Source organism: Cupriavidus sp. (assembly GCF_057315035.1).
This window is the reverse complement of the sequence record NZ_DBHKYV010000001.1, coordinates 566,640-588,370: the sequence shown is the minus strand read 5'-3', so window position 1 is coordinate 588,370 and position 21,731 is coordinate 566,640. Positions and strand designations below refer to the sequence as shown.

Annotated in this window: 23 protein-coding genes; 11 read left to right on the top strand and 12 right to left on the bottom strand. The window is 65.4% G+C overall.

Annotated elements, in window-relative coordinates; genetic code table 11:
• Nucleotides 1–176 precede the first annotated feature (176 nt).
• The 8 genes from lipB (at nucleotide 177) to pcp (ending at nucleotide 7,178) form a co-directional block, all read left to right on the top strand.
• Nucleotides 177–902 carry a lipoyl(octanoyl) transferase LipB gene (gene lipB / locus ACO550_RS02820; protein ID WP_315593452.1) on the top strand — a complete coding sequence of 242 codons (726 nt, stop codon included), beginning with the start codon at nucleotides 177–179 and terminating at the stop codon, nucleotides 900–902.
• Between the two features lie 74 nt (nucleotides 903–976).
• Nucleotides 977–1,969, top strand: a complete 993-nt coding sequence (gene lipA / locus ACO550_RS02815; protein ID WP_315593451.1) for a lipoyl synthase — start codon at nucleotides 977–979, stop codon at nucleotides 1,967–1,969.
• Nucleotides 1,970–2,310: 341 nt separating this feature from the next.
• On the top strand, nucleotides 2,311–2,961 hold the full coding sequence (gene pxpB, locus ACO550_RS02810) for a 5-oxoprolinase subunit PxpB (RefSeq protein WP_315593450.1): 651 nt from the start codon (nucleotides 2,311–2,313) through the stop codon (nucleotides 2,959–2,961).
• On the top strand, nucleotides 2,958–3,977 hold the full coding sequence (locus ACO550_RS02805; RefSeq protein WP_315593449.1) for a 5-oxoprolinase/urea amidolyase family protein: 1,020 nt from the start codon (nucleotides 2,958–2,960) through the stop codon (nucleotides 3,975–3,977). The genes pxpB and ACO550_RS02805 overlap by 4 nt, the downstream gene beginning before the upstream one ends.
• 53 nt (nucleotides 3,978–4,030) lie before the next feature.
• Complete coding sequence (gene pxpA / locus ACO550_RS02800; protein ID WP_315593448.1) at nucleotides 4,031–4,771, top strand: 5-oxoprolinase subunit PxpA; 741 nt, start codon at nucleotides 4,031–4,033, stop codon at nucleotides 4,769–4,771.
• A 52-nt stretch (nucleotides 4,772–4,823) separates the two neighbouring features.
• Nucleotides 4,824–5,558 carry a 5-oxoproline transporter, DUF969 family subunit gene (locus ACO550_RS02795; RefSeq protein ID WP_315593447.1) on the top strand — a complete coding sequence of 245 codons (735 nt, stop codon included), beginning with the start codon at nucleotides 4,824–4,826 and terminating at the stop codon, nucleotides 5,556–5,558.
• 3 nt (nucleotides 5,559–5,561) lie between these two features.
• On the top strand, nucleotides 5,562–6,512 hold the full coding sequence (locus tag ACO550_RS02790) for a DUF979 domain-containing protein (RefSeq protein WP_315593446.1): 951 nt from the start codon (nucleotides 5,562–5,564) through the stop codon (nucleotides 6,510–6,512).
• 9 nt (nucleotides 6,513–6,521) lie between these two features.
• Entirely contained in the window at nucleotides 6,522–7,178 is a 657-nt protein-coding gene (pcp, locus tag ACO550_RS02785) for a pyroglutamyl-peptidase I (protein ID WP_315593445.1), read from the top strand.
• Nucleotides 7,179–7,190: 12 nt separating this feature from the next.
• Here pcp and ACO550_RS02780 read toward each other — a convergent pair whose 3' ends face one another.
• The 6 genes from ACO550_RS02780 to ACO550_RS02755 form a co-directional block, all read right to left on the bottom strand.
• Nucleotides 7,191–7,892, bottom strand: coding sequence for a putative adhesin (locus ACO550_RS02780; RefSeq protein ID WP_315593444.1), 702 nt, complete (start codon nucleotides 7,890–7,892; stop codon nucleotides 7,191–7,193).
• 180 nt (nucleotides 7,893–8,072) lie between these two features.
• On the bottom strand, nucleotides 8,073–9,362 hold the full coding sequence (locus ACO550_RS02775; RefSeq protein ID WP_315593443.1) for a VanZ family protein: 1,290 nt from the start codon (nucleotides 9,360–9,362) through the stop codon (nucleotides 8,073–8,075).
• A gap of 62 nt (nucleotides 9,363–9,424) precedes the next feature.
• Complete coding sequence (locus ACO550_RS02770; protein WP_315593442.1) at nucleotides 9,425–10,147, bottom strand: ABC-type transport auxiliary lipoprotein family protein; 723 nt, start codon at nucleotides 10,145–10,147, stop codon at nucleotides 9,425–9,427.
• A 33-nt stretch (nucleotides 10,148–10,180) separates the two neighbouring features.
• Nucleotides 10,181–11,122 carry an MlaD family protein gene (locus ACO550_RS02765; protein WP_315593441.1) on the bottom strand — a complete coding sequence of 314 codons (942 nt, stop codon included), beginning with the start codon at nucleotides 11,120–11,122 and terminating at the stop codon, nucleotides 10,181–10,183.
• On the bottom strand, nucleotides 11,122–11,985 hold the full coding sequence (locus ACO550_RS02760) for an ABC transporter ATP-binding protein (RefSeq protein ID WP_485994095.1): 864 nt from the start codon (nucleotides 11,983–11,985) through the stop codon (nucleotides 11,122–11,124). Before ACO550_RS02760 ends, ACO550_RS02765 begins: the two co-directional genes overlap by 1 nt.
• Nucleotides 11,982–13,112: an MlaE family ABC transporter permease gene (locus tag ACO550_RS02755; protein WP_485994093.1), complete on the bottom strand. Its 1,131-nt coding sequence runs from the start codon at nucleotides 13,110–13,112 to the stop codon at nucleotides 11,982–11,984. Before ACO550_RS02755 ends, ACO550_RS02760 begins: the two co-directional genes overlap by 4 nt.
• Nucleotides 13,113–13,252: 140 nt before the next feature.
• Between ACO550_RS02755 and ACO550_RS02750 the strand changes: the two genes are divergently transcribed.
• From ACO550_RS02750 to ACO550_RS02740, 3 genes are read left to right on the top strand one after another with little or no spacing between them, the layout of a single operon-like run.
• A complete protein-coding gene (locus ACO550_RS02750; RefSeq protein WP_315593440.1) occupies nucleotides 13,253–14,134 on the top strand; it encodes a biotin--[acetyl-CoA-carboxylase] ligase in 882 nt (293 codons plus the stop codon).
• Complete coding sequence (locus ACO550_RS02745; protein ID WP_315593439.1) at nucleotides 14,131–14,970, top strand: type III pantothenate kinase; 840 nt, start codon at nucleotides 14,131–14,133, stop codon at nucleotides 14,968–14,970. The genes ACO550_RS02750 and ACO550_RS02745 overlap by 4 nt, the downstream gene beginning before the upstream one ends.
• A gap of 22 nt (nucleotides 14,971–14,992) precedes the next feature.
• Nucleotides 14,993–15,766 carry an SPOR domain-containing protein gene (locus ACO550_RS02740; protein ID WP_315593438.1) on the top strand — a complete coding sequence of 258 codons (774 nt, stop codon included), beginning with the start codon at nucleotides 14,993–14,995 and terminating at the stop codon, nucleotides 15,764–15,766.
• Between the two features lie 179 nt (nucleotides 15,767–15,945).
• Here ACO550_RS02740 and rfaE2 read toward each other — a convergent pair whose 3' ends face one another.
• From rfaE2 to ACO550_RS02710, 6 genes are all read right to left on the bottom strand, one after another.
• Entirely contained in the window at nucleotides 15,946–16,440 is a 495-nt protein-coding gene (rfaE2, locus tag ACO550_RS02735; RefSeq protein ID WP_315593437.1) for a D-glycero-beta-D-manno-heptose 1-phosphate adenylyltransferase, read from the bottom strand.
• An 83-nt stretch (nucleotides 16,441–16,523) separates the two neighbouring features.
• Nucleotides 16,524–17,369 carry a ferritin-like domain-containing protein gene (locus ACO550_RS02730; protein WP_315593436.1) on the bottom strand — a complete coding sequence of 282 codons (846 nt, stop codon included), beginning with the start codon at nucleotides 17,367–17,369 and terminating at the stop codon, nucleotides 16,524–16,526.
• Between the two features lie 132 nt (nucleotides 17,370–17,501).
• Nucleotides 17,502–18,683 carry a patatin-like phospholipase family protein gene (locus ACO550_RS02725; protein ID WP_315593456.1) on the bottom strand — a complete coding sequence of 394 codons (1,182 nt, stop codon included), beginning with the start codon at nucleotides 18,681–18,683 and terminating at the stop codon, nucleotides 17,502–17,504.
• A gap of 62 nt (nucleotides 18,684–18,745) precedes the next feature.
• Nucleotides 18,746–19,636 carry a PhaM family polyhydroxyalkanoate granule multifunctional regulatory protein gene (locus tag ACO550_RS02720; RefSeq protein WP_315593435.1) on the bottom strand — a complete coding sequence of 297 codons (891 nt, stop codon included), beginning with the start codon at nucleotides 19,634–19,636 and terminating at the stop codon, nucleotides 18,746–18,748.
• Between the two features lie 56 nt (nucleotides 19,637–19,692).
• The gene (locus tag ACO550_RS02715; RefSeq protein ID WP_315593434.1) at nucleotides 19,693–20,517 is read right to left on the bottom strand and encodes an enoyl-CoA hydratase/isomerase family protein; all 825 of its coding nucleotides are present in this window, start codon (nucleotides 20,515–20,517) and stop codon (nucleotides 19,693–19,695) included.
• A gap of 152 nt (nucleotides 20,518–20,669) precedes the next feature.
• On the bottom strand, nucleotides 20,670–21,650 hold the full coding sequence (locus tag ACO550_RS02710) for a fumarylacetoacetate hydrolase family protein (RefSeq protein ID WP_315593433.1): 981 nt from the start codon (nucleotides 21,648–21,650) through the stop codon (nucleotides 20,670–20,672).
• Between the last annotated feature and the right edge of the window lie 81 nt (nucleotides 21,651–21,731).

The window sequence follows — 21,731 nt, the reverse complement described above, 5'->3', positions numbered from 1 at the left end:
CCGGGTGGTTCTCGGACCCTACTGCCCGCGGGCGCACCACACGCCCCCCGCCTCCTGACGCGGCGGGGGCGGGGGGGCCCGGGGTGGTGGGCCCCCCCCGCGACGACCATCGATAGGCCATGACAGGGCCGGCCCGCGTTCAGCGCGGGCCGGCCCTTTTCGTTACACTCTCGGGCATGCATGCGATCCAAGTCATCGAGCAGGGCCGCCAGCCGTACCAGCCCTGTTTCGACGCGATGCGGGACTACACCGCCACCCGCACCCCCGAGACACCCGACCAGATCTGGCTGGTCGAGCACCCGCCGGTCTATACGCTCGGCCAGGCGGGGGACCCCGCACATCTGCTGGCTCCGGATGACACGATTCCGGTCGTGCAGATCGATCGTGGCGGACAGATCACCTACCATGGCCCGGGCCAGGTGGTGGCCTATCTGCTGCTGGACTTGCGGCGCCGTCACCTGATGGTGCGCGAGCTGGTCCAGGACATCGAACAGGCGGTACTGGACACGCTCGCGGCGTATAATCTCGCAGCCGAACGCAAGCCCGGCGCCCCCGGCATCTATCTGTCCGACGGGCCGCACCAGGGCGCCAAGATTGCCGCGCTCGGCCTCAAGATCCGCAACGGCTGCAGCTACCACGGTGTCAGCCTGAACGTGCAGATGGACCTGAACCCGTTCCTGCGCATCAACCCCTGCGGCTATGCCGGACTGGAAACAGTCGACATGGCCACCGCGGGCGCCACCTTCGCGGCGGCGGACGATGCAGGCGCTGGTCCGTTGCCGGTCACCGCGGCACAACAACCCGCAATCGCACAACGCCTGGCGGCGGCCCTGTGCGAGGTCCTGGCAGTGCGCGAAGCGCGCGCGCCGGTCCACGGGAATGCCGCTGCCGAGGCTGCCTGAACCATGATGTGCCTGGCGGGCCCGGCCCTGAATCAACGCCAAACATGCACGCGACGAAGCGTGCGGAGAACAGTATGAGCGACGCACTGATCGCCACGTCCAGCGAAGCCCCGCAAGCCCCCGCCGAATACGACGCTACCAAGAAGCAGAAATCGGCCGAGAAGACCGCGCGCATTCCCATCAAGATCGTGCCGGCCGAGAAGCTCAAGAAGCCGGACTGGATTCGCGTCAAGGCCGCCACCGGCAACTCGCGCTTCTATGAGATCAAGGACATCCTGCGCGCCAACAACCTCGTCACCGTGTGCGAGGAAGCGAGCTGCCCGAACATTGGCGAATGCTTCGGCAAGGGCACTGCGACGTTCATGATCATGGGCGACAAATGCACGCGTCGCTGCCCGTTCTGCGACGTGGGCCACGGCCGTCCGGACCCGCTCGACGTGAACGAGCCCGGCAACCTGGCCCGCACGATCGCCCAGCTCAAGCTGAACTATGTGGTGATTACCAGCGTGGACCGTGACGATCTGCGCGACGGTGGCGCCCAGCACTACGTCGATTGCATCTCGCAAACGCGCGAACTGTCGCCGAACACGCGTATCGAGGTTCTGGTGCCCGATTTCCGCGGCCGCCTCGACAAGGCGCTCGATGTCCTGCAACAGTCGCCGCCCGATGTGATGAACCACAACATGGAAACGGTACCGCGCCTGTACAAGCAGGCCCGTCCCGGCGCCGACTACGCGCACTCGCTGAAGCTGCTGCAGGAATTCAAGCGCCGCAATCCGGACGTGCCGACCAAGTCGGGCCTGATGGTGGGACTGGGCGAAACCGACGAGGAAATCCTGGAGACCATGCGCGACATGCGCGCGCATGACATCGACATGCTGACCATCGGCCAGTACCTGGCCCCGTCGAATCACCACCTGCCGGTCATGCGCTACGTTCACCCGGACACCTTCAAGATGTTCGAGGAAGAGGCCTACAAGATGGGCTTCACGCACGCCGCAGTGGGCGCGATGGTACGCAGCTCGTATCACGCGGACCAGCAGGCGCATCAGGCAGGCTTTGCCTGATCTGCAAGCCGACGGTTTTTCCAACGTCGTCGAAACCGGCCAACCCAGGCCGGTTTTTTTACGCCTGAATGTCTGCGCCGTCTTCATTGCACCGGCTGATAAAAGTTATCCAGCAGGCTCATTTCCCCCTTCGTGGTGCCAACTGACCTCTAACGGTGCATAACTCCTAAGGGTCTACCCGAAGTGCCGTGCATTGCCATGTTTCGATATTATGAATTTATCGATAAATCGTTGATGAAATCCGATTGAGTCACATCGGGTTCCTCGGCAAGTTCGTATCGCGGTCCGGTGGTGCCTACACTGCATGGATCGATGTTTCGTCCCCTCACGCGAGCCCGCCCATGCCTCACTGCACCGTTCACCGACTGGCCGAACACGCGCTGCTATACAGCGTCGCGCCGCCCGCCTCGCTCGATGTCCAGCGCCGTATCTGGGCCATGGCTGAGCGTGCCACCGACTGGCGCGGCGTGGTGGACGTGGTACCGGGCATGAACAACCTGACGCTTGCATTCGACGAGACCGCCGATGTGGACGCGCTCGAACGCAACCTGAAACTGGCCTGGGCTTCGGGCGAGACACGCAACGCCACCGGCAAGCTCGTGGAAATTCCGGTGTGCTACGGCGGCGAGTTCGGCCCCGACCTGGCCGACGTGGCCGCGCATACCGGCCTGACGCCCGAGGAAGTGGTGCGCCGCCACGCTGCCGGCGAGTACGTGGTCTATTTCCTGGGCTTCCAGCCCGGCTTTGCCTATATGGGTGGCCTGGCCCCCGAACTGGCCACGCCGCGCCGCCGTGAGCCGCGCTTGGCCGTGCCCGCCGGTGCGGTTGGCATCGGTGGCGAACAGACCGGCATCTATCCGGCGGTATTGCCGGGTGGCTGGCAGTTGATTGGCCGTACCGAAGCGCAACTGTTCGTAGCCGACCGCGATCCGCCGTCGCTGTTTGCGCCCGGTGACACCGTGCGTTTTGTTGCCGAGGAGGTCCGGCTGTGATCGAGATCATTCGTCCCGGCGCACAGGCGTCGGTGCAGGACCTGGGCCGGGTGGGCTTTCGCCGCTTTGGTGTGGGCCGTTCCGGCGCAGCCGATGCACTGGCATTGCAAGTCGGCAATCGCCTGCTTGGCAACGAACCCAATGCGGCCGCCATCGAATTCACGCTGGGCCGCGCGGCATTGCGCTTCGATGCCGATATGCGCGTGGCGCTGACCGGTGCCGAGTGCAGCGCCAATCTCGACGGTGTGCCGGTCTGGACCTGGCATGCGTTCGACGTGCGCCGTGGCGAAACACTGACACTGCCGGCGCCGCGCGGCGGCACGCGTACCTACCTGTGCGTGGCCGGCGGCATCGACGTGCCGCTGGTGATGAACTCACGCAGTACCGACCTCAAGTCCGGTTATGGCGGTTTCGAAGGCCGCGTGCTGCGCGAGGGCGACCGCTTGCCCGCCGGGCGTCCCGGCATCGGTGCCGGGCAGGATTGGGTGGGCGTTGCCGCACCCGGCTGGGCGCTGCCTGTGAATCGCGAGGGCAATGCGCTCGTGATCCGCATGCTGGCCGGTCCCGAGTATCCCGATTTCGAAGCCGAATCGCAGGCGGCGCTGTGGTCCTCCGAATGGACCATCACGCCGCAGAGCAACCGCATGGGCCTGCGCCTGCAAGGCCCGGCGCTGGCACGCCGCGCCGAGCGGTCGGGCGACCTGTTGTCGCACGGCGTAATGCCAGGCGTGATGCAGGTGCCGCCGAACGGCCAGCCGATTGCCCTGATGAGCGATGCGCAGACCACGGGCGGCTATCCGAAGATCGGTACCGTGATTGGAGCCGACCTGTGGCGCCTGGCCCAGGTACCGCTTGGCGCCACCGTGCGCTTCCGTCAGGTGTCCCTGGAGGAAGCCGGCGTGGCGCAGGCCGAGGTGGACCGCTATCTGCGGCAGATCGACCAGGCGTTGCGCTGGCAGGACGGCGGCATGCGCATTGCCGCGCGCCGGCGCACCACCACGCGCTTTGTCGCCTGATTTATCGCCCGACCTTCAGACTGATTCGTCCCACATATCCGGAGAACGTCCCCATGCAAATCGACCTGAACGCCGACCTCGGTGAAGGCTGCGGCAACGACGAAGCGCTGATCAAGCTGATCAGTTCGGCCAACGTGGCATGCGGCTGGCATGCCGGTGATGCAGCCACGATGCTGCAGACCGTGAAATGGGCGCTGGCCAACGGCGTGGCCATCGGCGCGCACCCGAGCTTTCCCGATCGAGACAATTTCGGTCGTACCGAGATGCAGCGCGACCCCGAGGCCGTGTACGCGGACGTGCTGTACCAGATTGGCGCGCTCGATGCGATGGTCCGCGCGCAAGGCGGCCAACTGGCCCACGTGAAGCCCCATGGGGCGCTGTACAACATGGCGGTGCGCGATGCGAAGCTGTGCGACGCGATCGTGCGCGCCGTGCGCGACTTTGACTCGGATCTCGTGTTCTTCGGACTGGCCAACAGCCAGATGATCACCATGGCGCGCGAAGCGGGCCTGCGTGTGAAGGAAGAAGTGTTCGCGGATCGCGGCTACAACCCCGACGGCACACTTGTGAAACGTGGCACGCCCGGCGCGCTGCATGACGACGAGGAAGTTGCCCTGAACCAGACGCTGTCGATGATCCGCGACCAGCAGGTGCGTGCGATCGACGGCACCTGGGTACCGATTCGCGCCGAAACCGTGTGTCTGCACGGCGACGGCGCCCACGCGCTTGCCTTTGCGCGCCGCATCCGGGAACGGCTCGGCGCGGAAGGCATCGCCATCCGGGCCAGCGCCTGACGGGACCTCCCGCCAGCGCAGGCTTTGCTCCACTCGAAATCAGGTGTTTCCCATGGAATCGGCTGTCAATCTTTGGCCCCTGCTAGGGGTCGGTGTCATCATCATCGGCTTTGTCCTGCGGTTCAATCCCATGCTGGTGGTGGCGGCAGCCGCCATTGCCACGGGCCTGGCCGCGTCGATGCCGCTTACGCAGATCTTCACCGCGATCGGTACTGCATTCGTCAAGGCGCGCAACCTGCCGTTGATCATCCTGCTGCCGCTGGCGGTTATCGGCCTGCTGGAGCGGCACGGTCTGCGCGAGCATGCGCAGGCATGGATCTCGCGCATCGCTTCGGCCACGGTCGGCCGGTTGCTGATCGTCTATCTGGCAGTTCGTGAGCTGACCGCTGCGGTCGGACTGACGAGCCTGGGCGGGCATCCGCAGATGGTGCGTCCGCTGCTGGCCCCGATGGCCGAAGGTGCTGCCGAGAACAAGTTCGGCCATCTGCCTGAGCCGGTGCGCCAGCGCGTGCTGGCGTTCTGCGCCGCTACCGACAACGTGGGGCTGTTCTTCGGTGAAGACATCTTCGTCGCGTTCGGTGCGATTGCGCTGATGCATACCTTCCTGTTGTCCTCGAATATCGACGTCGAGCCATTGCACATCGCCGTATGGGGTATCCCCACCGCGATCTGCGCGTTCCTGATCCACGCCGTGCGCCTGAGGCGCCTGGACGGCTGGCTGGCTCGTGAGCTGGGCGGAAAGCAGCCAGCCGGCACGCCACTGGCTACCGCAACCAAGGGGGAGTAAGCGATGATTGTCTCGATCGAGTACCTCTACTGGCTGGCCGGCTTTGTCCTGCTGATTACTGCCCTGATGACGTTCACGGACAAGACGCATCCGCGTCGCTTGTCCACGGGTTTGTTCTGGCTGCTCTACGCGGTCATCTTCCTGATTGGCGACAAGATCCCGCCGGCCGTCGTCGGCGTGGGCGCCGTGGTGATGGCGCTGATTGCCGGCTTTGGTGGTGTCGGACACGGCAAGCACGGCACGCTGCCCGAGTCCGAGCGGCGCGCCAGCGCGAAGCGCCTGGGCAACAAGCTGTTCATTCCGGCGCTGCTGATTCCGCTGGTGACGGTGCTGGGCACGGTGCTGTTCAAGGATGTGAAGATCGCCGGCCTGCCGCTGCTCGATCCCAAGAACGTTACGTTCGTATCGCTTGGTATCGGCTGCCTGGTGTCGCTGATCGTGGTCTGCTGGCTCACGCGTGACACGCCGGCCCAGAGCATGCGCGAGTCGCGCCGGCTGATCGAGTCGCTGGGCTGGGCACTGGTGCTGCCGCAGATGCTGGCCATGCTGGGCCTGGTGTTTGCCGATGCGGGCGTGGGCAAGGCCGTGGCGCACCTGACCACGTCGTACATCAACATGGACTTCAAGCTGGTGGCCGTGACCGTGTATTGCGTGGGCATGGCACTGTTCACGATCATCATGGGCAACGGCTTTGCCGCGTTCCCGGTCATGACCGGTGGCGTGGGCGTGCCTATCCTGGTTGGCATGTTCCACGGCAACCCGGCAGTGATGGCGGCCATCGGCATGTTCTCGGGCTATTGCGGCACGCTGATGACCCCGATGGCGGCCAACTTCAACATCGTGCCGGCCGCGCTGCTGGAACTGGAAGACAAGAACGCCGTGATCCGTGCACAGGTGCCCACCGCGCTGGCCATCCTCGTGGCCAATATCATCCTGCTGTACTTCCTGATGTAAGGAATCGCCATGTCCGTCCGTACCGTCCTGCTGACCGGCTTCGAGCCGTTCGAACAAGAGCCGATCAATCCTTCGTGGGAAGCGGTACGGGCGCTCGATGGCGAACGCATCGGCGACGCGGTGATCGTCGCGCGCCAGTTGCCGTGTGTGTTCGGCAAGGCAATCGATGCCATGAGCGCATTGGTGGCGTCACTGCATCCCGACGTGGTAATTGCCGTGGGCCAGGCCGGCGGCCGCACCGAAATGTCGGTCGAGCGCGTGGCGATCAATGTCGACGATGCGCGCATTGCCGACAATGCCGGCGCGCAACCGATCGATACCACGATTGCCGAGGCCGGGCCGGCCGCCTACTTCTCGACACTTCCGATCAAGACCATCGTGCGTGACATGCGCGCCGCCGGTGTGCCGGCGATGGTGTCGCAGACAGCCGGCACCTTTGTCTGCAACCACGTGTTCTACGGGTTGATGCATACGCTGGCCCAGCGCAACGAGAATGCCGCGCGTGGTGGCTTTATCCACATTCCCTATCTGCCGGAGCAGGCCGCGCGTCATCCCGGCGCGCCTAGTCTTGCGCTCGATACGCTGATTGCCGGCTTGCGCGTTGCGGTGTCGGCGACACTGTCCACGCGTGCCGATATCCGGGAGCAGGGCGGACAGTTGCATTGAACGGCTTCGGCGCTAAACAAAGCCTCGTTTGTGGGCGTCGTAGGCTTTCGCGCTGCCGAAAGTCGGTGCGCGACAGAACGAACAAACGATCGTGTCGTAGTGCAAGTCGTTTGTGGCGAGCTCCCTGAATACATCGCGCAGGGTCACGTCGGTCACCTGGGCTGCAAGACTTCTTCGGTTCCTGATCGTCAGGAAGTCGCATGCGGTGCCGATGCCCGATTCACACAACTGGCGGTTGAAATCCAGCGCGCGCGCAATGGCATTGAGATCGTCGTCTTCGTATTTGAACAGGCGGTAGTTCCTGACGCGTCCCGGCGTGGCGCATCCCGCCAGCGCCGCCAGGTTCCACCTCGCTGCTTCCTGGTTGGCCATCGGCTTGTGCTGCCGCACATACGTGGATGCGACAGACGCGAAACTGATGTCGCGGCTGCCTGCCAGTTCCCTCAAGCCGGGGTCGCGCAACAGCGTGTCGTGAGGATTGAGGAACTTGACCACGGTACCGGCTGGCACCACCGCTTCGCCGCTCCACGGCGCGTACTCCCCATGTGCGGTGATTACCAGTTGCCTGGCGTCGCAGCCCGGGCGCGCGATGATCTTCATGCGCTCGCCGAGCCGGTATTCCATAAAGCAACTGATATCGCCGCCGCTGCCGGCCAGTCTTGCGTACGCGGCCTTGACCCAGGGGCGCCGTGACCTGGTGCTGAAATGCTGCATGGTGCTTCCTGTCGGTATGTCCCACGCGCATTCTAGGGGTGCGGGCTGGCGAGGTAACGCAATGGATCGGTCAGAAATTGACTTTCAGGATTCAGCGAGAATCAGGCGCATTGATTCGCCTGATTCCTGTCACGGATACCCCGCGAATAACGCTGCTGTGCCGTACATAAGCAAGAGCGCTCAATTGTCGAGCGTCTGTTTCGATTCGTGTCGCGGCGCCGTAGCCGCCGCCACGGCTCGCGCAGTAGCGCGGCGTCTGGCGCGATTCTGCAGCCTGCGCCGCAGCGTGATCTGCTCGAAGCGCCAGATCACATAGAAGAACGCCATGAACGGCCACAGCCATCCAAGCCACTGGGCCAGGCTGTTGAAATGAATGAAACGGCCCATGCGCCAACCCTGCTCCGAGATCCATGCATAGGGGTTGGCCGGCAGTACATTGGTCAGCACCACGAGCGCAACCAGCGCAATGGTGGCCAGCACCGCGCGCAGCCAGCGTGGCAGGCGCAGCAGCAATACCAGCACCAGCGAACTTGTCAGCAGCGCAAAGCGCCCGCCTTCGGACAGCCAGTTGAACGCGTTGTCGTCGGGGAACTGCAATTCCGCAACCGCTGCCTTGATGATCAGCGCCGCAGTCAGCAGTCCCGCCAGGATTCGCAGCATCGGTGCGGTGCGCCGCATGGCGATCGAAGCAAACAGGCCGGTGCCGATCCAGCTCGATGCCGTCACCATCGTTTCCAGCAGCAACTGGCTCTGCATGTCGTCAGGTCGCAGGCCGATATTGTCCTGCCATTCGATCAGCGCGGGAAAGTACGCCTGCACCCACGCCATTGGCCACGAGTCGGGATCGGTCAGCCACTCGCGCACAATGCCGCCCATACCGAACAGGTGCTCCTGCGGAAACACCTGCGCGAACGGCCAGAGCATGACCAGGATGATGGCAAAGCTCGCATGTGGTTCGAACCACGCCATGCGCAGCCGCGTCAGCGTGCCGCGGTCGATCAGCGCGCCCGTGAACGGCGCCACGACGGCCGCGCCGAGCAGCGCGCCGAGTGCATTGGTGATCAGGTCGATATTCGACGAGATGCGGGTCGGCAGCCACGTCTGCAGCGCTTCCATGACCACCGAAAGCAATGCGCCGGCCACGAACGCGATCAGTGACGCGCGTGCGCCCGAGACGCGCGGGTGCAGGGACAACACGACCAGTGCGCCAAACGGGCAATAGCCGAGCACATTGGTCAGCAGGTCGAACTCGGTGATATAGCGTGGTTTGGGCGCGGTCAGGAACGCAAACGGCGAGATGCCGTTGTTGACCCAGCCCGAGAACGGATAGAGGCTGGCATAAACCACCAGCAGCGTGAAACAGATCAGCCCCACGCGCGCCAGCGGGGAATGACGCGGCAACCAGCCCTCAAGCTCCGGCTGGCGCGGCGCTTGCGGTGGCGGCGGAGGTGGTGACGTGTCTGGAACCATGACTGCTCGAAACCTTACGACCTGTACTGCACTGTACGCTCACTGGCCACGTCATGTCCGGGTTACGGACGCGGTGGCGTGGGCTTGGCTGTGTCGGCGCCCGGCAGCGGCACCGTGTCGCGGCCGGGCGGATTGGCGCGCGGCAACTGTGCCGGCCCGCTGGCCGCGGCGGCTTCCAGCGGCAGCGTGGCGGCCCAGTCGAGCATCGCCGCGATCACCGCATCGGAACTGGCGGACAGCGCCTTGACGCCGCCCGCACCATCGGCGCTGGGCGCCGGCTGTTCGGCAACAAAGGTCTTCTGCCCGATCAGCCCCTTGTGGAACACCGTGGCACGCACGCGCACCACGCCACGGCTGCTGGTGGCCGAATCGAAGACCTGCTCGAAGCCGAGCAGGTCCACCTTGATGGCGGGCACGCTGGTATCGCCGTACCACGTGAGTTCGCCACGCCCCGATACGGCCGCGCGCAGCCGGTCGTCGAACAGGCGCGTCGGCGCGTCGACCCAGCGCTGCGTCGAGTATGCCTGCAGCCGTTGTGCCTGCGCGTATTGCAGCCGATAGTAGATGCCGCGGCTGTCCATCCATGTGGGGCCATCGGTTTCGGCCACGCGCAACTTGGGCAGCTTCGCCGGCGGTTGCGACGGCGCGGCGGCCAGCGGGCCCAGATCATAGGTCGTGGTGCTGCGCGACGATGACGACAGCACGCCGCAGCCGGACAGCGCCAGCAGCATGATCAGCGCGCCAATACCGGTGGCAGGCTGGGCGAAGGCGGAAGAAATTCTCATGATCGAATCCTGGCGTTCGTTCGAGGGCGCGGATCAGGGCGTGCTGAAACCCGGTTCACCCGGCCCCGGCGTAGGCGATGGTCCGCCAAACAGCACGCTGCTTGGCTGATCGTTGAACTGTCCCGCGGCACGGTCGATGCTGCGTGCGGTCTGGCGTGCATCGCGCGCCAGACCGTTGAGCTGAGGCAGCGTTTCCTGCGAGAAGATGCCGGCGGCCTGCTGCACCGAATCGGCGGCGCCCTGCATGTTTTCGCCCACGCGGTTCACGGTATGCATCACCGTGCCATTGGGATTGGCCAGGTCGTCGGCCAGCCGGCGCGTCGAAGCCAGCGTTGCGCTGAGGTTTTCGACCGCCTTCGGCAGCCGTTCCGCGGCAGGCTGCAGCGATGCGGCCAGCTTCGAATAGTCGTCGGCCGTCTTGTGCACCGAGCGGATCGCCGCCATCAACTCGTCGCGATTGGTGGTCTGGAACATTTCGTTGAGCGAAGCCATCAGCGTTTCGGTTTGCGTGAGCAGCGAATCGCCACGCTTCTCGAGTTCCTCGAAGAAGCCCGGGCGCATCACGATGCGCGCCGGTTCCCGGGCCGATGTTTGCAATGGTGGCGAACTGGTGCCGCTGCCTTCCTCGCGCGCGGTGTCGTCGAGTTGCACATAGGCAATCCCGGTGACGCCCTGGAAGCCCAGCGTGGCGTACGTGGTGCGCGTGATCGGCGTGTTCTGGTTCACGCTGATGCGCACGATGATCTGGCCCGGCACCTGCGGATCGAACTTGATCGATATGACCTTGCCCACGTCGAGGCCGCGGTATTTCACATCGGCCTGCGGTCCGAGCCCGTTCACCGTCGATCGCGTGATCAGGTCGTACGGCACGCGCACGGCATGATCGCTGCTGAACCAGAACAGCGAGAACAGCACCAGGACAGCCAGGCCGATGGTGAACACGCCAGCCAGGAAGGCGTTTGACTTGTTTTCCATCAGGCTTCTCCGGTATGCGCTGGTGTGCCACCGGCCCGAGGCGGGGCCGGCAGCGCCTGCAGCGCGCGCTGGGCGCGTTCGCCCAGGAAATATTCGCGAATGAACGGATGATCGACCTTGACCACCTCGGCAATGGGCGCGGCGGCCAGTACCTTGCGGTCGGCCAGCACCGCCACGCGGTCCGACAACGCGACCAATGTGTCGAGGTCGTGCGTGATCATCACCACGGTCAGGCCCAGCTCGCGGCGCAATTCGCGGATCAGGGCCACATAGTCGTCGGACGCCATCGGGTCCAGGCCCGCAGTGGGTTCGTCCAGGAAAACCAGCTCAGGTTCCAGGGCCAGCGCGCGTGCCAGTGCCACACGCTTGATCATGCCGCCGGACAGGTCGGCCGGCATCTTGTCGGCATCCTTGGCCGTCAGCCCCACCAGTTGCAGCTTCAGCAGCGATGCCCGGCAGATCAGGTTGTCCGGCAGCGCGCGCATCTCGCGCAGAGGCAGCGCGATGTTGTCGATCACGGACAGCGCCGAGAACAGCGCGCCGCGCTGGAACTGCAGTCCCCAGCGGTTGCGCAACGCCTGCAGCTGCGCGGGCGTCAGGCTGGCGGGGTTCTCGCCAAACACCTTGATGGTGCCCGACGTCGGCCGGTCCAGCCCGACGATCTGGCGCAGCAACACGGTCTTGCCGGTACCGGAGCCGCCCACGATCGAGAGTACCTCGCCGCGATAGACGTCGAGATCGAGTCCGTCATGCACCACGTTGTCGCCATAGCGCTTGACGAGGTTGCGCACCTCGATGATCCGCTCGCGCGGTGTGTCGCGTTCGATCATGGCGCCGTCGTTGGCGTTGTCGCTCTCGTTCATAGGCCTACGTTCTTGAAGAGGATGGCGACGACCGCATCGGCCAGGATCACCACGGTGATCGATGTGACCACCGATGCCGTGGTGCCTTGCCCCAGGCTTTGCGTGTTGGGCTTGATGCGCAGGCCGAAGTGGCAGGCCGTGAGCGCGATCAGGATGCCGAACAGCACACCCTTGCCCAGGCCCAGCCAGAGGTTGGCCACCGGCACCGCGTCCGGCAACTGGCGCAGGAAGAACGCAAAGCTGATATCGAGCTGGTAGCGCGCCGCGGTCATGCCGCCCAGCAGCGCCATCAGGTCGGTCCATGCCACCAGCAGCGGCATGGAGACCGCCAGCGCGATCACGCGCGGCATGATCAGCCGGTAGCCGTGCGAGATGCCCATCACGGTCATCGCATCGAGCTCCTCGGTCACGCGCATCACGCCAATCTGCGCGGTGATCGCGGAGCCAGAGCGGCCCGCGATCAGGATCGCCGCCAGCACCGGGCCGAGTTCGCGGATCACGGCCATGCCCAGGATATTGACGATAAAGGTGCTGGCGCCGAATGTGCGTAGCTGGTTGGCCGACAGGTACGACAGCACGATGCCGATCAGGAACCCGACCAGCGCCGTGATACCCAGCGCCTTGTAGCCGACGTTGTAGACATTGGCCGAGATCTCGCGCCAAGGCCCGCGCTGTGGCGCGCGCAGGAAGCGCAGCAGGTCCAGCGTCAACTGGCCCAGCATCGCTATGCCAATGGCAAGCTGCGCGAAGAACGACAGCAGGTTTGCACCGAGGATCGTGACCGGATTGAAGCGGTCGACCATCTTCTTCTTCCAGCCGTCGGTGCGCATGCCGGCGATGCGATCGAAGACGCGGCGCTGGCCGTCGTTCAGTTCCACGCTCTCGGGCATGCGCCCGTTCCATGCCTGCCAGATCAGTTGCGCGCCGATATGATCGAGCCGCGAGACGCCGGACAGCGACCATTGCGCATGCTGTGGCGCCTCGGTCAGTTCATGCAGTTGCGCGCGCAGGCCGCGCGCCTCGTGGCAACCGGCGAGTGCAAGTGCTGTCCAGTCCCCTTGCAGTTGTATGCTGAAGGCTCCGTCCTGGCGCGAGATGTCGATGGCGGGCGTCGGCTGGCGGTCCAAACGAGGTGGCGATGTGATGGCTGAGTCTCGATTCTATGCTACCAACCGTGACGTGGCGACCGGACATCCTCTGACACGGCCACGGCTACAATCTTCGCTGACCGGATCGTGCCGATCTGATTTCCGACTTTTTCGTATCCATGCCTGACGACTCCGCTCGACCCATCCCCGCCCAGACCGACGATTCCGCGGTGCTGCCCGCCTGGCGCATCGACGAACCGGTACTGCGCCGCATGCTCGATGGTGGACCGGCGCACGCCTGGCAGGTGGAGGTGGTGGACGAAACCGGTTCGACCAACGCCGACCTGACGCAGGCCTGTCGCACAGCGCCGTGGAGCGGTGAGGCGGCACGCGTGCGCGTGGCCTATCGGCAGACCGCGGGGCGCGGCCGGCAGGGACGGCCATGGCAGGGGCAGGCAGGCCTGACATTCTCGGTAGCACTGCCGTTGGCACTTGCCCCGGCGCGCCTGAGCGGCCTGAGCCTGGCGGTAGGGCTGGCCGTGGCGCAGGCACTCGAAGACTGCGATGCTGCGTTGGGATCCCGCGTCGGACTCAAGTGGCCCAATGACCTGCAGATCGACGGGCGCAAGCTGGCCGGTATCCTCATCGAGTCGGTGCCCGCAGGGCCGCAGCGGCTGTGGGCCGTGATCGGTATTGGGTTGAACCTCGTGCGCGACGCGCGCATGGAGGCGGCACTGGGGCGCGAGCTGGCTGGCGTGGCCGAAGCCCTCACATCATTCGATCCGCAAACTGAGCCGACGCGCATCCTCGGTGCCGTGCTGAACCGGCTGGCGGCTACGGGCGCCACCTTCCTGGCCGAGGGCTTTGCGCCGCTGGCGCCCGCATGGTCGGCGCGCGACGCTTTCCGTAATGAACCGGTGCGCCTGCTGCACGATGGCAAGGTGCTGGCCGAAGGATTGGCACGCGGCGTCGATGGCGAGGGCCATCTGTTGCTGGAGACCGCCGACGGCTTGCAGCAGATTGCCAGTGGCGAGGTTTCGCTACGCGGGGCCGATGCATGAGCACGCTTTTGATCGATATCGGCAACACGCGACTCAAGTGGGCGTGGTGCGACGACGGTCCGGCACCGGTGCTCGCCGGTGCGCTGCCCACGCCATGGCAGCACGCCGGCGCGGCCACGCATGCGGCACCGGCCGAGCGCGAGGCATTGGTCGGGGCCTGGCAACGGCTATCGGCGGGCAAGCCGCCTGCCGTATGGCTGGCCAATGTTGCCGGCCCGGCGCTGGCCAGGGAGGTCGAGGCGTTGCTGTCCGAGGCGTTCGGTACCGCCGTGTCGCTGCAATGGGTACGCACATCGGCAGCGCACGGCGATCTGCTTAATGGTTATCGCGAGCCTGCGCAGCTTGGCGTGGACCGCTGGGTCGGCAGCATCGGCGCGCACCGCTGGTTGCCTGGCGAGACGTTGTTGATCGTGACGGCGGGCACCGCAACCACCCTCGATATCGTCACCGCCACGACCGATGGCGCACGTTTCGAGGGCGGCCTCATCGTGCCCGGGCTGGCGCTGATGCTGGGCACGCTGGCACGCAATACCGCGCAATTGCCCGAACTCGACGTCCTCGACACCGGGGCCGGGGCCGCGCGCGCCGTGCGAGCGTTGGGCGCAGACAACACTCATGATGCGATTGCCGCCGGCTGCCTGGCCGCGCAGGCCGGTGCCATCGAGCGTACCTGGCGTGCGCTGGCCGAACGCGGGCCGGTACGCTGTCTGCTGTCGGGCGGCGCGCGACATGCCGTGGCCGGGGCACTCGCGATGCCGTTCGAGATGCACGATAATCTTGTGCTGCTTGGGTTGCATGCGAAAAGCGCTGCCGGCCTGGCTATCGTCAATCCATAGTCCTCATTTTTTGCCCCGCCCCATGTCCCGGAGAGGTCTGACCGTTGTATTGCTGATCCTGCTGATCGCCAATGCGCTATTGATGGCGGCACTGCTTGGCGCGTTCGGGGCGCAGCCATTGGCCGGCGTACTGGAAAGCCCGCGCGAGGCGCAACGCATTAACCAGCAGGTGCGTGGTGAACGCATGGAGTTGCAGCCGTCTGGCGACGCATCCGCGCCCTTGCCGGCACCGACACCGGCGCCGCGCAGTGGGACGCCCGGCGGCGTGACGCTGGCGGTGGCCGCCGCCGACAACTGCCTGGAAATGGGTGGCTTCTCGGCACAGGCGGTGCAGCGTGCCAGGGAAGACCTGAGCGCGATTGCAGCCGGCTCCGTCCTGCCAGTGGATCAGTTTGAACGTAGCGAGCAGGTGCGCTGGTGGGTGCATCTGCCGGCCCAGCCCACGCGCGAGAACGCCGACCGCAAGCTGGCCGAACTACGCCGGCGCAAGGTCACCGATGTATCGGTGATAGCCAGCGAAGAGCAGGATTCGTACACGGTGTCGCTGGGGCTGTTCCGCGAACGTGAGCGCGCCGACCGCTTCCTCGAAACCTTGCGCGGGCAGGGCGTGCGTACCGCGTTGATCAGCGACGCACCGCGCGCCGTATCGCGGCAGTGGTTGCGCGTGGCGCATGCCGACGAAACGGTACGCGCGCGCATGGATGAAGTGCGCCTGCGCTATGGCGCCGAAGTGCTGCAGTCCTGCAAGGGGATGACGCAGGCGCGCGGTGAGGGCGCAAGTCGGGCGCAGGGGTAGAACAACCGCTTGCCCTGGTGTTGTTTTTTTCTCCCCTCTCCCGCATGCGGGAGAGGGGCGGGGGAGAGGGCGGGCGGCTCAAGCCGGGACAGGTCGCAATTTGAACCTCATGCCCTCTCCCCCAACCCCTCTCCCGCGGTGCGGGAGAGGGGAGCAAACCACTCCACTCCCCTCCAACCTCAGCCCTGCTGCCGTACCTTTGTCAGCAGCTTCGTGGTCGAGCGGTCATGCAGGAACTGGATGGCATAGGCCTCGCCGCCCCAGCTGCGCACCAGGCGCGTTTCCTCGAGCGTATCGATGTCGTAGTCGCCACCCTTCACGTAGATGTCGGGGCGCACCAGGCGGATCAGTTCCACCGGGGTCTGTTCGCGAAACATCGCCACCAGGTCCACCGAGGCCAGCGCGGCCAGCAGCGCCATGCGGTCGCCTTCGTGATTGAGCGGGCGATCGTCGCCCTTGCCCAGCATCTTCACCGACGCGTCGCTGTTGACGCCTACCACCAGGCTGGCGCCCATCTCGCGCGCCTGTGCCAGGTAGGTGGCGTGGCCACGGTGCAGGATGTCGAACACGCCGTTGGTAAAGACCAGCGGACGTGGCAACCTGGCTACGGCGGCGTGCAGCGCGGCGATATCGTCAGCGGGAACCAGCTTGGATTCGAAGGCGGGTGCGGTCATGTGATGTATCTGAAAGCGGGTAGCGCCAATGAAAAACCCCATCGTATCCGATGGGGTCTTGTCACCGAGGCCGGGCGCCGCACTCAGGCCTGGGCGGCCTGCAGGTTGGCGTTCAGTTCCTTGCGATAGCGGTTCAGGTCCTGCACCGATTCGAACGTGCGTTCGAACAGCAGCGACATATTGTGCAGGATCCGCTCGATCACCTTCTTTTCCCAGACCTCGTCGAAGCGGATCTGCTCGTCGAGCCAGTGCTCGAGCCAGTCCGGGTCCGGCAGGCGCGACTGCACCGTGTCGTTCGGGAACAGCGCCTTGTTCACGTGCAGGTTGGTCGGATGCAATGGCTTTTCCGTGCGGCGGGCCGAAGCCATCAGCACGCCAATCTTGGCAAACGCCGAGCGTGCGTTGTCGCCGAACTGGGCCAGGTACTTCTTCATGTAGCGCAGGTAGGCGCCGCCATGGCGGGCTTCGTCCTGCGACAGCGTACGGTAGATATGCTTGATCACCGGTTCCGAGTGCCATTCCGCGGCACGGCGATACCAGTGGTTCAGGCGGATCTCGCCGCAGAAATGCAGCATCAGCGTTTCCAGCGGCGGTGCCGGGTCGAATTCGAAACGCACCGCGTGCAGTTCCTCTTCGGTGGGCACCAGGTCCGGGCGGAAACGGCGCAGGTATTCCATCAATACCAGCGAATGCTTCTGCTCTTCGAAGAACCAGATGCTCATGAAGGCCGAAAAGTCGGAGTCGTGGCGATTGTCACGCAGGAACATCTCCGTGGCGGGCAGGGCCGACCATTCGGTGATGGCATTCATGCGGATGGTTTTCGCCTGGTCGTCACTAAGCAGGTTTGCGTCGAAGGTATCCCAGGGGATGTCCTTGTCCATGTGCCAGCGGACCGCTTCCAACGATTTGAACAGTTCGGGGTAGAGCATGCTAAGCCTTTGAAATTACGGGCGGATTCTACCAGACAAGAATTATTCTCGAATGATTTCTCTACTCCGTTGTAGGCCGGATGCAGGCGATTGCAACCTGTGTGCCGGCTGGACCCCGCAAAAGTGGCGCGACTACGACACCTCGGAGACTTCCTGTGCAGCCGGACTGGTTTCCGGCACCACGCCGTACAGGAAGGCGGCGATCTCGTCGGCCTGGGCCGCCGCATCACGTTCACCGAGCGCCAGCAGGGCCTGGGTGAACTCGGGCTCGAACAGCAGGTAGCTGGCAAACGCGGCGCCGCGCGCCTCGGTGCCGCCGAGTGGCGTCAGCAGCGCACGCACGGTGCGTGGCAGCCGATGCAGGTGTTCCGCGGCGATCGCCTCGATTGGTTCGCTGGGCGAGATCGTCATGACCTGCACCGGGCGCCAGCCCTCGGCTTCGTTGGCGATATCGGGCATGCGCGAGAGCAGCCGGTTGATATGCATGAGCCGTTCGATATCGGCCTGTAAACCGTCGAGAAAAATACTGGCCAGTGCCTGGCCGCCAACCTGCGCCAGCGACGGGTAGCCGCCCGATGGCACCGTGTCGAACCATCCCGCGCGCTGGCGCGACGCGGCACCGATGGCCAGGATGCGCGAGGCGCCGAGGTGGATCGCCGGCGAAAGCGGCGACATCTGCCGCATCGTGCCGTCGCCAAACCACTCGTGGTGGCCTTCGATTTCCAGCGGCATGGCCGGGAACAGGAACGGGATCGACGACGAGGCCAGCAAGTGGTCGACACCGATCGTTGCCTCCACCGCCAGACGCTGGCTGCGCTGCCAGGGGTGGATGCGCCGGTGCGACTGGTAGAACGTGATGTGTCGCCCCGTGCTGTACGACAGTGCCGTGACCGCGAACGCATTCAGCGCACCGCTGTCGAGGCTGGCCTGGACGCGTTCGGGCTCGAACAACTCGGTTAGAAAGCTGCCCAATGGCGCGTTGTCGAACAGCGCGCGTGGCGACCTGCGCTGCGTAACCCAGCCAAACGCCAGCGAAGACAGCCAGCGCGCACCCGATACGCCCATCTGGACCACGTCGGTCCGGTACACATCGTCGGCATGCAGGCTGTGCCATAGCGCCGCCAGCGTATCGGCCGCGGTGCGGAAGTCGCCCGCGCCGGTAGCCAGCCCGGCGCCATTGATGGCGCCTGCCGATGTACCGGCGATGATGCCGAACGGCACCGGGCAATGCCCGAGCCCATGACGGGCCGCGATCTTCGCGATGCCGGACAACACGCCAGCCTGGTAGGCCGCGCGTGCGCCGCCGCCCATCATCACCAGCGCGGTGGTCTGGCGCTGGTGCGCACGTGTGGAAGCGCTGGCGGGATGGGCGGTGCTCACTCGAGCGGATCCTCGGAGGTCTCCGGCGCGGGCGGTACAACTGCCTTGGCGGCCGCCGCGGCACGTTTGGCCGGTGCCTTCTTCACCGGGCTTTTTGACGAAGTCTTCTTGGCCGCAGGCTTTTTCTTCGCTGCCGTGGTGGCCTTCCTGGCGGCCGGCCTGGCCTTGCCATTGGCGGAAGATCCTGAGCGTGCCGAGCGGCCAGGCTTGGCGTCGGACGCGCTCTCCGCCCCCTCCGTGCCGGGTGCGGCCACGCCGCCGAAGCCAGCCATGCCACCGAACGGCGCCTTGCTGGCCGCCGCCGCGCTGCTGGCAATCTGCGTGAATTGCTGCTGCAGCAAGTCCCACCACAGCGATGCATTGGGCGGCAGTGGCGCGGCATCGGGGGTCGCGCCACCATCGGCGGAACTCGCGGCATTGCCTTCCGCTGCGGCCTCCGCAGGTGCATCGAAGTCTTCGTCGTCGGGTTCGTCGTTCTCGGCGTCGGCCTGCGCCTCGGAGACCGTCTGGCCGGTGCCGAACGGCTGCGCGTAATGCGGATGGTGTGGCGGGTGCGCGCTCGGCGCGTTGGCGGCGCGCGCCACATTTTCCATCGCGCTCTGCATGACCTCGGGTGACAGCGCATTGCCGAAGGTCTGCAACGCCACCAGCGTGGCGCGTTGCACCTCCAGGCCCTGGATCGTCGTGCGCAGCAGGCTGGTGTTCAGTTGCAGCCAGCCTTCCACGGCCTTGAGATCGTGGATGCGTTTGTCGACTTCATCGAGGTCCATGGGCGGCGTCATGGCGCCCAGGCCCGGCATCAGGCCACTTGGCATGCCGCTGCCCGTGGCCCAGAGCTTGCGCAGGAAGTCGAAGCTGTTGGAGAAGTCGGGAATCTGTCCAAACATGATGCGGCGCTCCGTCTGACATGGCCGCCCGATGACGGGACGTTGCGAACGGCCGGTTACTGGAATTCGGGCGGCCTCTTCTGACGCAGGCTCGCCATGCCTTCGTGCACATCGGGGCCGGCAAAGCCCATGAACTCGAGCGCCAGCGAGGTATCGAACGCGGGACCAGCCATGCGCAGCCAGTTGTTGAGCGCGTACTTGGTCCAGCGGATGGCGGTCTGCGACCCCGCCGCGAGACGGTTGGCCACCTCGAAAGCCTTGGCTACCAGTTCGTCTTCTTCCACCGCGAGCGATACCAGGCCGATCCGCTCGGCTTCCTCGCCGCTGACCGCCTCGCACAGCATCAGATAGTACTTGGCCTTGGCCATTCCGCACAGCAGCGGCCACACGATGGCGGCATGGTCGCCGGCCGCCACGCCCAGGCGCGTATGGCCGTCGACGATGCGCGCACTCTTCGACGCAATCGAGATATCGGCCAGCAGGCCGGCCACCAGCCCCGCGCCGACGGCCGGGCCATGCATCGCCGAAACAATCGGCTTGTCGCAGTTGATGACGTTGTAGACCAGGTCGCGCGCCTCATGCCAGACGCGGGTGCGGGTTTCGAAGTCGTTGGCCATGTCCTCGACCAGCGCCAGGTCGCCGCCGGCCGAGAAGCCCTTGCCTTCGCCGCGGATGATGGCCACGCGGATCTCGGGATCGGCCGAAATGTCGCGCCAGATCTCGGCCAGTTCGCGGTGCATGCCGGCATCGGCGGTGGCCAGTTTCTGGTTGGCGGACTGCGCCGCGCCCATGATGACTTCGAGCACGGGCCCGTGGCGGCGCAGCGTAAGTGCCTGGTAGCGTGCCAGGCGAGGGGAGAGCGTGTTGGCGTCGGTGGTCATGGAGCGGCTTCCGGGATGCTTCCGTATGGGATCGGGCTGGTCGGGCAGGAACGGAAACGGGAGGCAAAAAAATTCCCCGACCAATCGGTCGGGGAATTATGGCGCGATTGCCGCGCAGGCCGCAAGTCGGGGTTGGCCCGATCCGGGCCGGCCTACCGCGCGGCCACCAGCTGGTCGATCGCGCCGAAGATCGACTGCCCCTGGGCATCGAACATGTCGATGCGCACGGCATCGCCGAACTTCATGAATGCGGTTTCCGGCTGGCCGCGGTCGATGGTCTCGATCATGCGCTTCTCGGCAATGCAGCAATACCCCTTGGAGCGATCGACGTTCGAGATCGTGCCCGAGCCGACAATGCTGCCGGCACGTACATTGCGCGTCTTGCAGATATGGGCGATCAACTGGCCGAAGTCGAACACCATGTCGGTACCGCAATCGGGGCTGCCGACCTTCTTGCTGTTCCAGTGCACCACCATTGGCCGGTGCACCTTGCGCTCGCGCCAGGCTTCGCCGAGTTCGTCCGGCGTGACCGCCACGGGCGAGAACGCGGTAGCCGGCTTGCTCTGGAAGAACCCGAAGCCCTTGCCCAGTTCGGCCGGGATCAGGTTGCGCAGCGACACATCGTTGGCCAGCATCACCAGGCGGATGGCATCGCCGGCCTGCTCTGGCGTGGCGCCCATGCGCACGTCGCCGGTGATCACGGCCACCTCGGCCTCGAAGTCGATGCCGAATGCTTCGCTGGCGCAGACGATATCGTCATGCGGCCCGATGAAATCGTCGGAACCGCCCTGGTACATCAGCGGATCGGTCCAGAACTCCGGCGGCATCTCTGCGCCGCGTGCCTTGCGTACCAGTTCCACATGGTTGACGTAGGCCGAGCCGTCGGCCCACTGGTAGGCGCGTGGCAGCGGCGCCATGCAGTCCTTGGGCTGGAACGGGAACGGATGACGCGCGCGTCCCGCGTTCAACGCATCGTAGAGGTCTTGCAGTTGTGGCGCGTGGAACTGCCAGTCGTCGAGCGCGGCCTGCAGCTTGCCGGCGATATCGGTGGCGTAGTGCGCGGTCTTCAGGTCGCGCGAGACAACGACGAGCTGGCCGTCACGCGAACCGTCCTTCAAGGTGGCGAGTTTCATACGAAATCGAACATTGGCGGGATTGGATGGGCGGTAGTCTACCGGAGCCCGCAAGTGGGTCCTGAACCGGCTTGTATAGAA

Excerpts from the sequence above, each read along its gene's own strand:
- lipB (WP_315593452.1), top strand. The coding sequence starts at position 177 with ATGCATGCGATCCAAGTCATCGAGCAGGGCCGCCAGCCGTACCAGCCC.
- lipA (WP_315593451.1), top strand. The coding sequence starts at position 977 with ATGAGCGACGCACTGATCGCCACGTCCAGCGAAGCCCCGCAAGCCCCC.
- pxpB (WP_315593450.1), top strand. The coding sequence starts at position 2,311 with ATGCCTCACTGCACCGTTCACCGACTGGCCGAACACGCGCTGCTATAC.
- pxpA (WP_315593448.1), top strand. The coding sequence starts at position 4,031 with ATGCAAATCGACCTGAACGCCGACCTCGGTGAAGGCTGCGGCAACGAC.
- ACO550_RS02795 (WP_315593447.1), top strand. The coding sequence starts at position 4,824 with ATGGAATCGGCTGTCAATCTTTGGCCCCTGCTAGGGGTCGGTGTCATC.
- ACO550_RS02790 (WP_315593446.1), top strand. The coding sequence starts at position 5,562 with ATGATTGTCTCGATCGAGTACCTCTACTGGCTGGCCGGCTTTGTCCTG.
- pcp (WP_315593445.1), top strand. The coding sequence starts at position 6,522 with ATGTCCGTCCGTACCGTCCTGCTGACCGGCTTCGAGCCGTTCGAACAA.
- ACO550_RS02780 (WP_315593444.1), bottom strand. The coding sequence starts at position 7,892 with ATGCAGCATTTCAGCACCAGGTCACGGCGCCCCTGGGTCAAGGCCGCG.
- ACO550_RS02775 (WP_315593443.1), bottom strand. The coding sequence starts at position 9,362 with ATGGTTCCAGACACGTCACCACCTCCGCCGCCACCGCAAGCGCCGCGC.
- ACO550_RS02770 (WP_315593442.1), bottom strand. The coding sequence starts at position 10,147 with ATGAGAATTTCTTCCGCCTTCGCCCAGCCTGCCACCGGTATTGGCGCG.
- ACO550_RS02765 (WP_315593441.1), bottom strand. The coding sequence starts at position 11,122 with ATGGAAAACAAGTCAAACGCCTTCCTGGCTGGCGTGTTCACCATCGGC.
- ACO550_RS02760 (WP_485994095.1), bottom strand. The coding sequence starts at position 11,985 with ATGAACGAGAGCGACAACGCCAACGACGGCGCCATGATCGAACGCGAC.
- ACO550_RS02750 (WP_315593440.1), top strand. The coding sequence starts at position 13,253 with ATGCCTGACGACTCCGCTCGACCCATCCCCGCCCAGACCGACGATTCC.
- ACO550_RS02745 (WP_315593439.1), top strand. The coding sequence starts at position 14,131 with ATGAGCACGCTTTTGATCGATATCGGCAACACGCGACTCAAGTGGGCG.
- ACO550_RS02740 (WP_315593438.1), top strand. The coding sequence starts at position 14,993 with ATGTCCCGGAGAGGTCTGACCGTTGTATTGCTGATCCTGCTGATCGCC.
- rfaE2 (WP_315593437.1), bottom strand. The coding sequence starts at position 16,440 with ATGACCGCACCCGCCTTCGAATCCAAGCTGGTTCCCGCTGACGATATC.
- ACO550_RS02730 (WP_315593436.1), bottom strand. The coding sequence starts at position 17,369 with ATGCTCTACCCCGAACTGTTCAAATCGTTGGAAGCGGTCCGCTGGCAC.
- ACO550_RS02725 (WP_315593456.1), bottom strand. The coding sequence starts at position 18,683 with ATGATGGGCGGCGGCGCACGCGCGGCCTACCAGGCTGGCGTGTTGTCC.
- ACO550_RS02720 (WP_315593435.1), bottom strand. The coding sequence starts at position 19,636 with ATGTTTGGACAGATTCCCGACTTCTCCAACAGCTTCGACTTCCTGCGC.
- ACO550_RS02715 (WP_315593434.1), bottom strand. The coding sequence starts at position 20,517 with ATGACCACCGACGCCAACACGCTCTCCCCTCGCCTGGCACGCTACCAG.
- ACO550_RS02710 (WP_315593433.1), bottom strand. The coding sequence starts at position 21,650 with ATGAAACTCGCCACCTTGAAGGACGGTTCGCGTGACGGCCAGCTCGTC.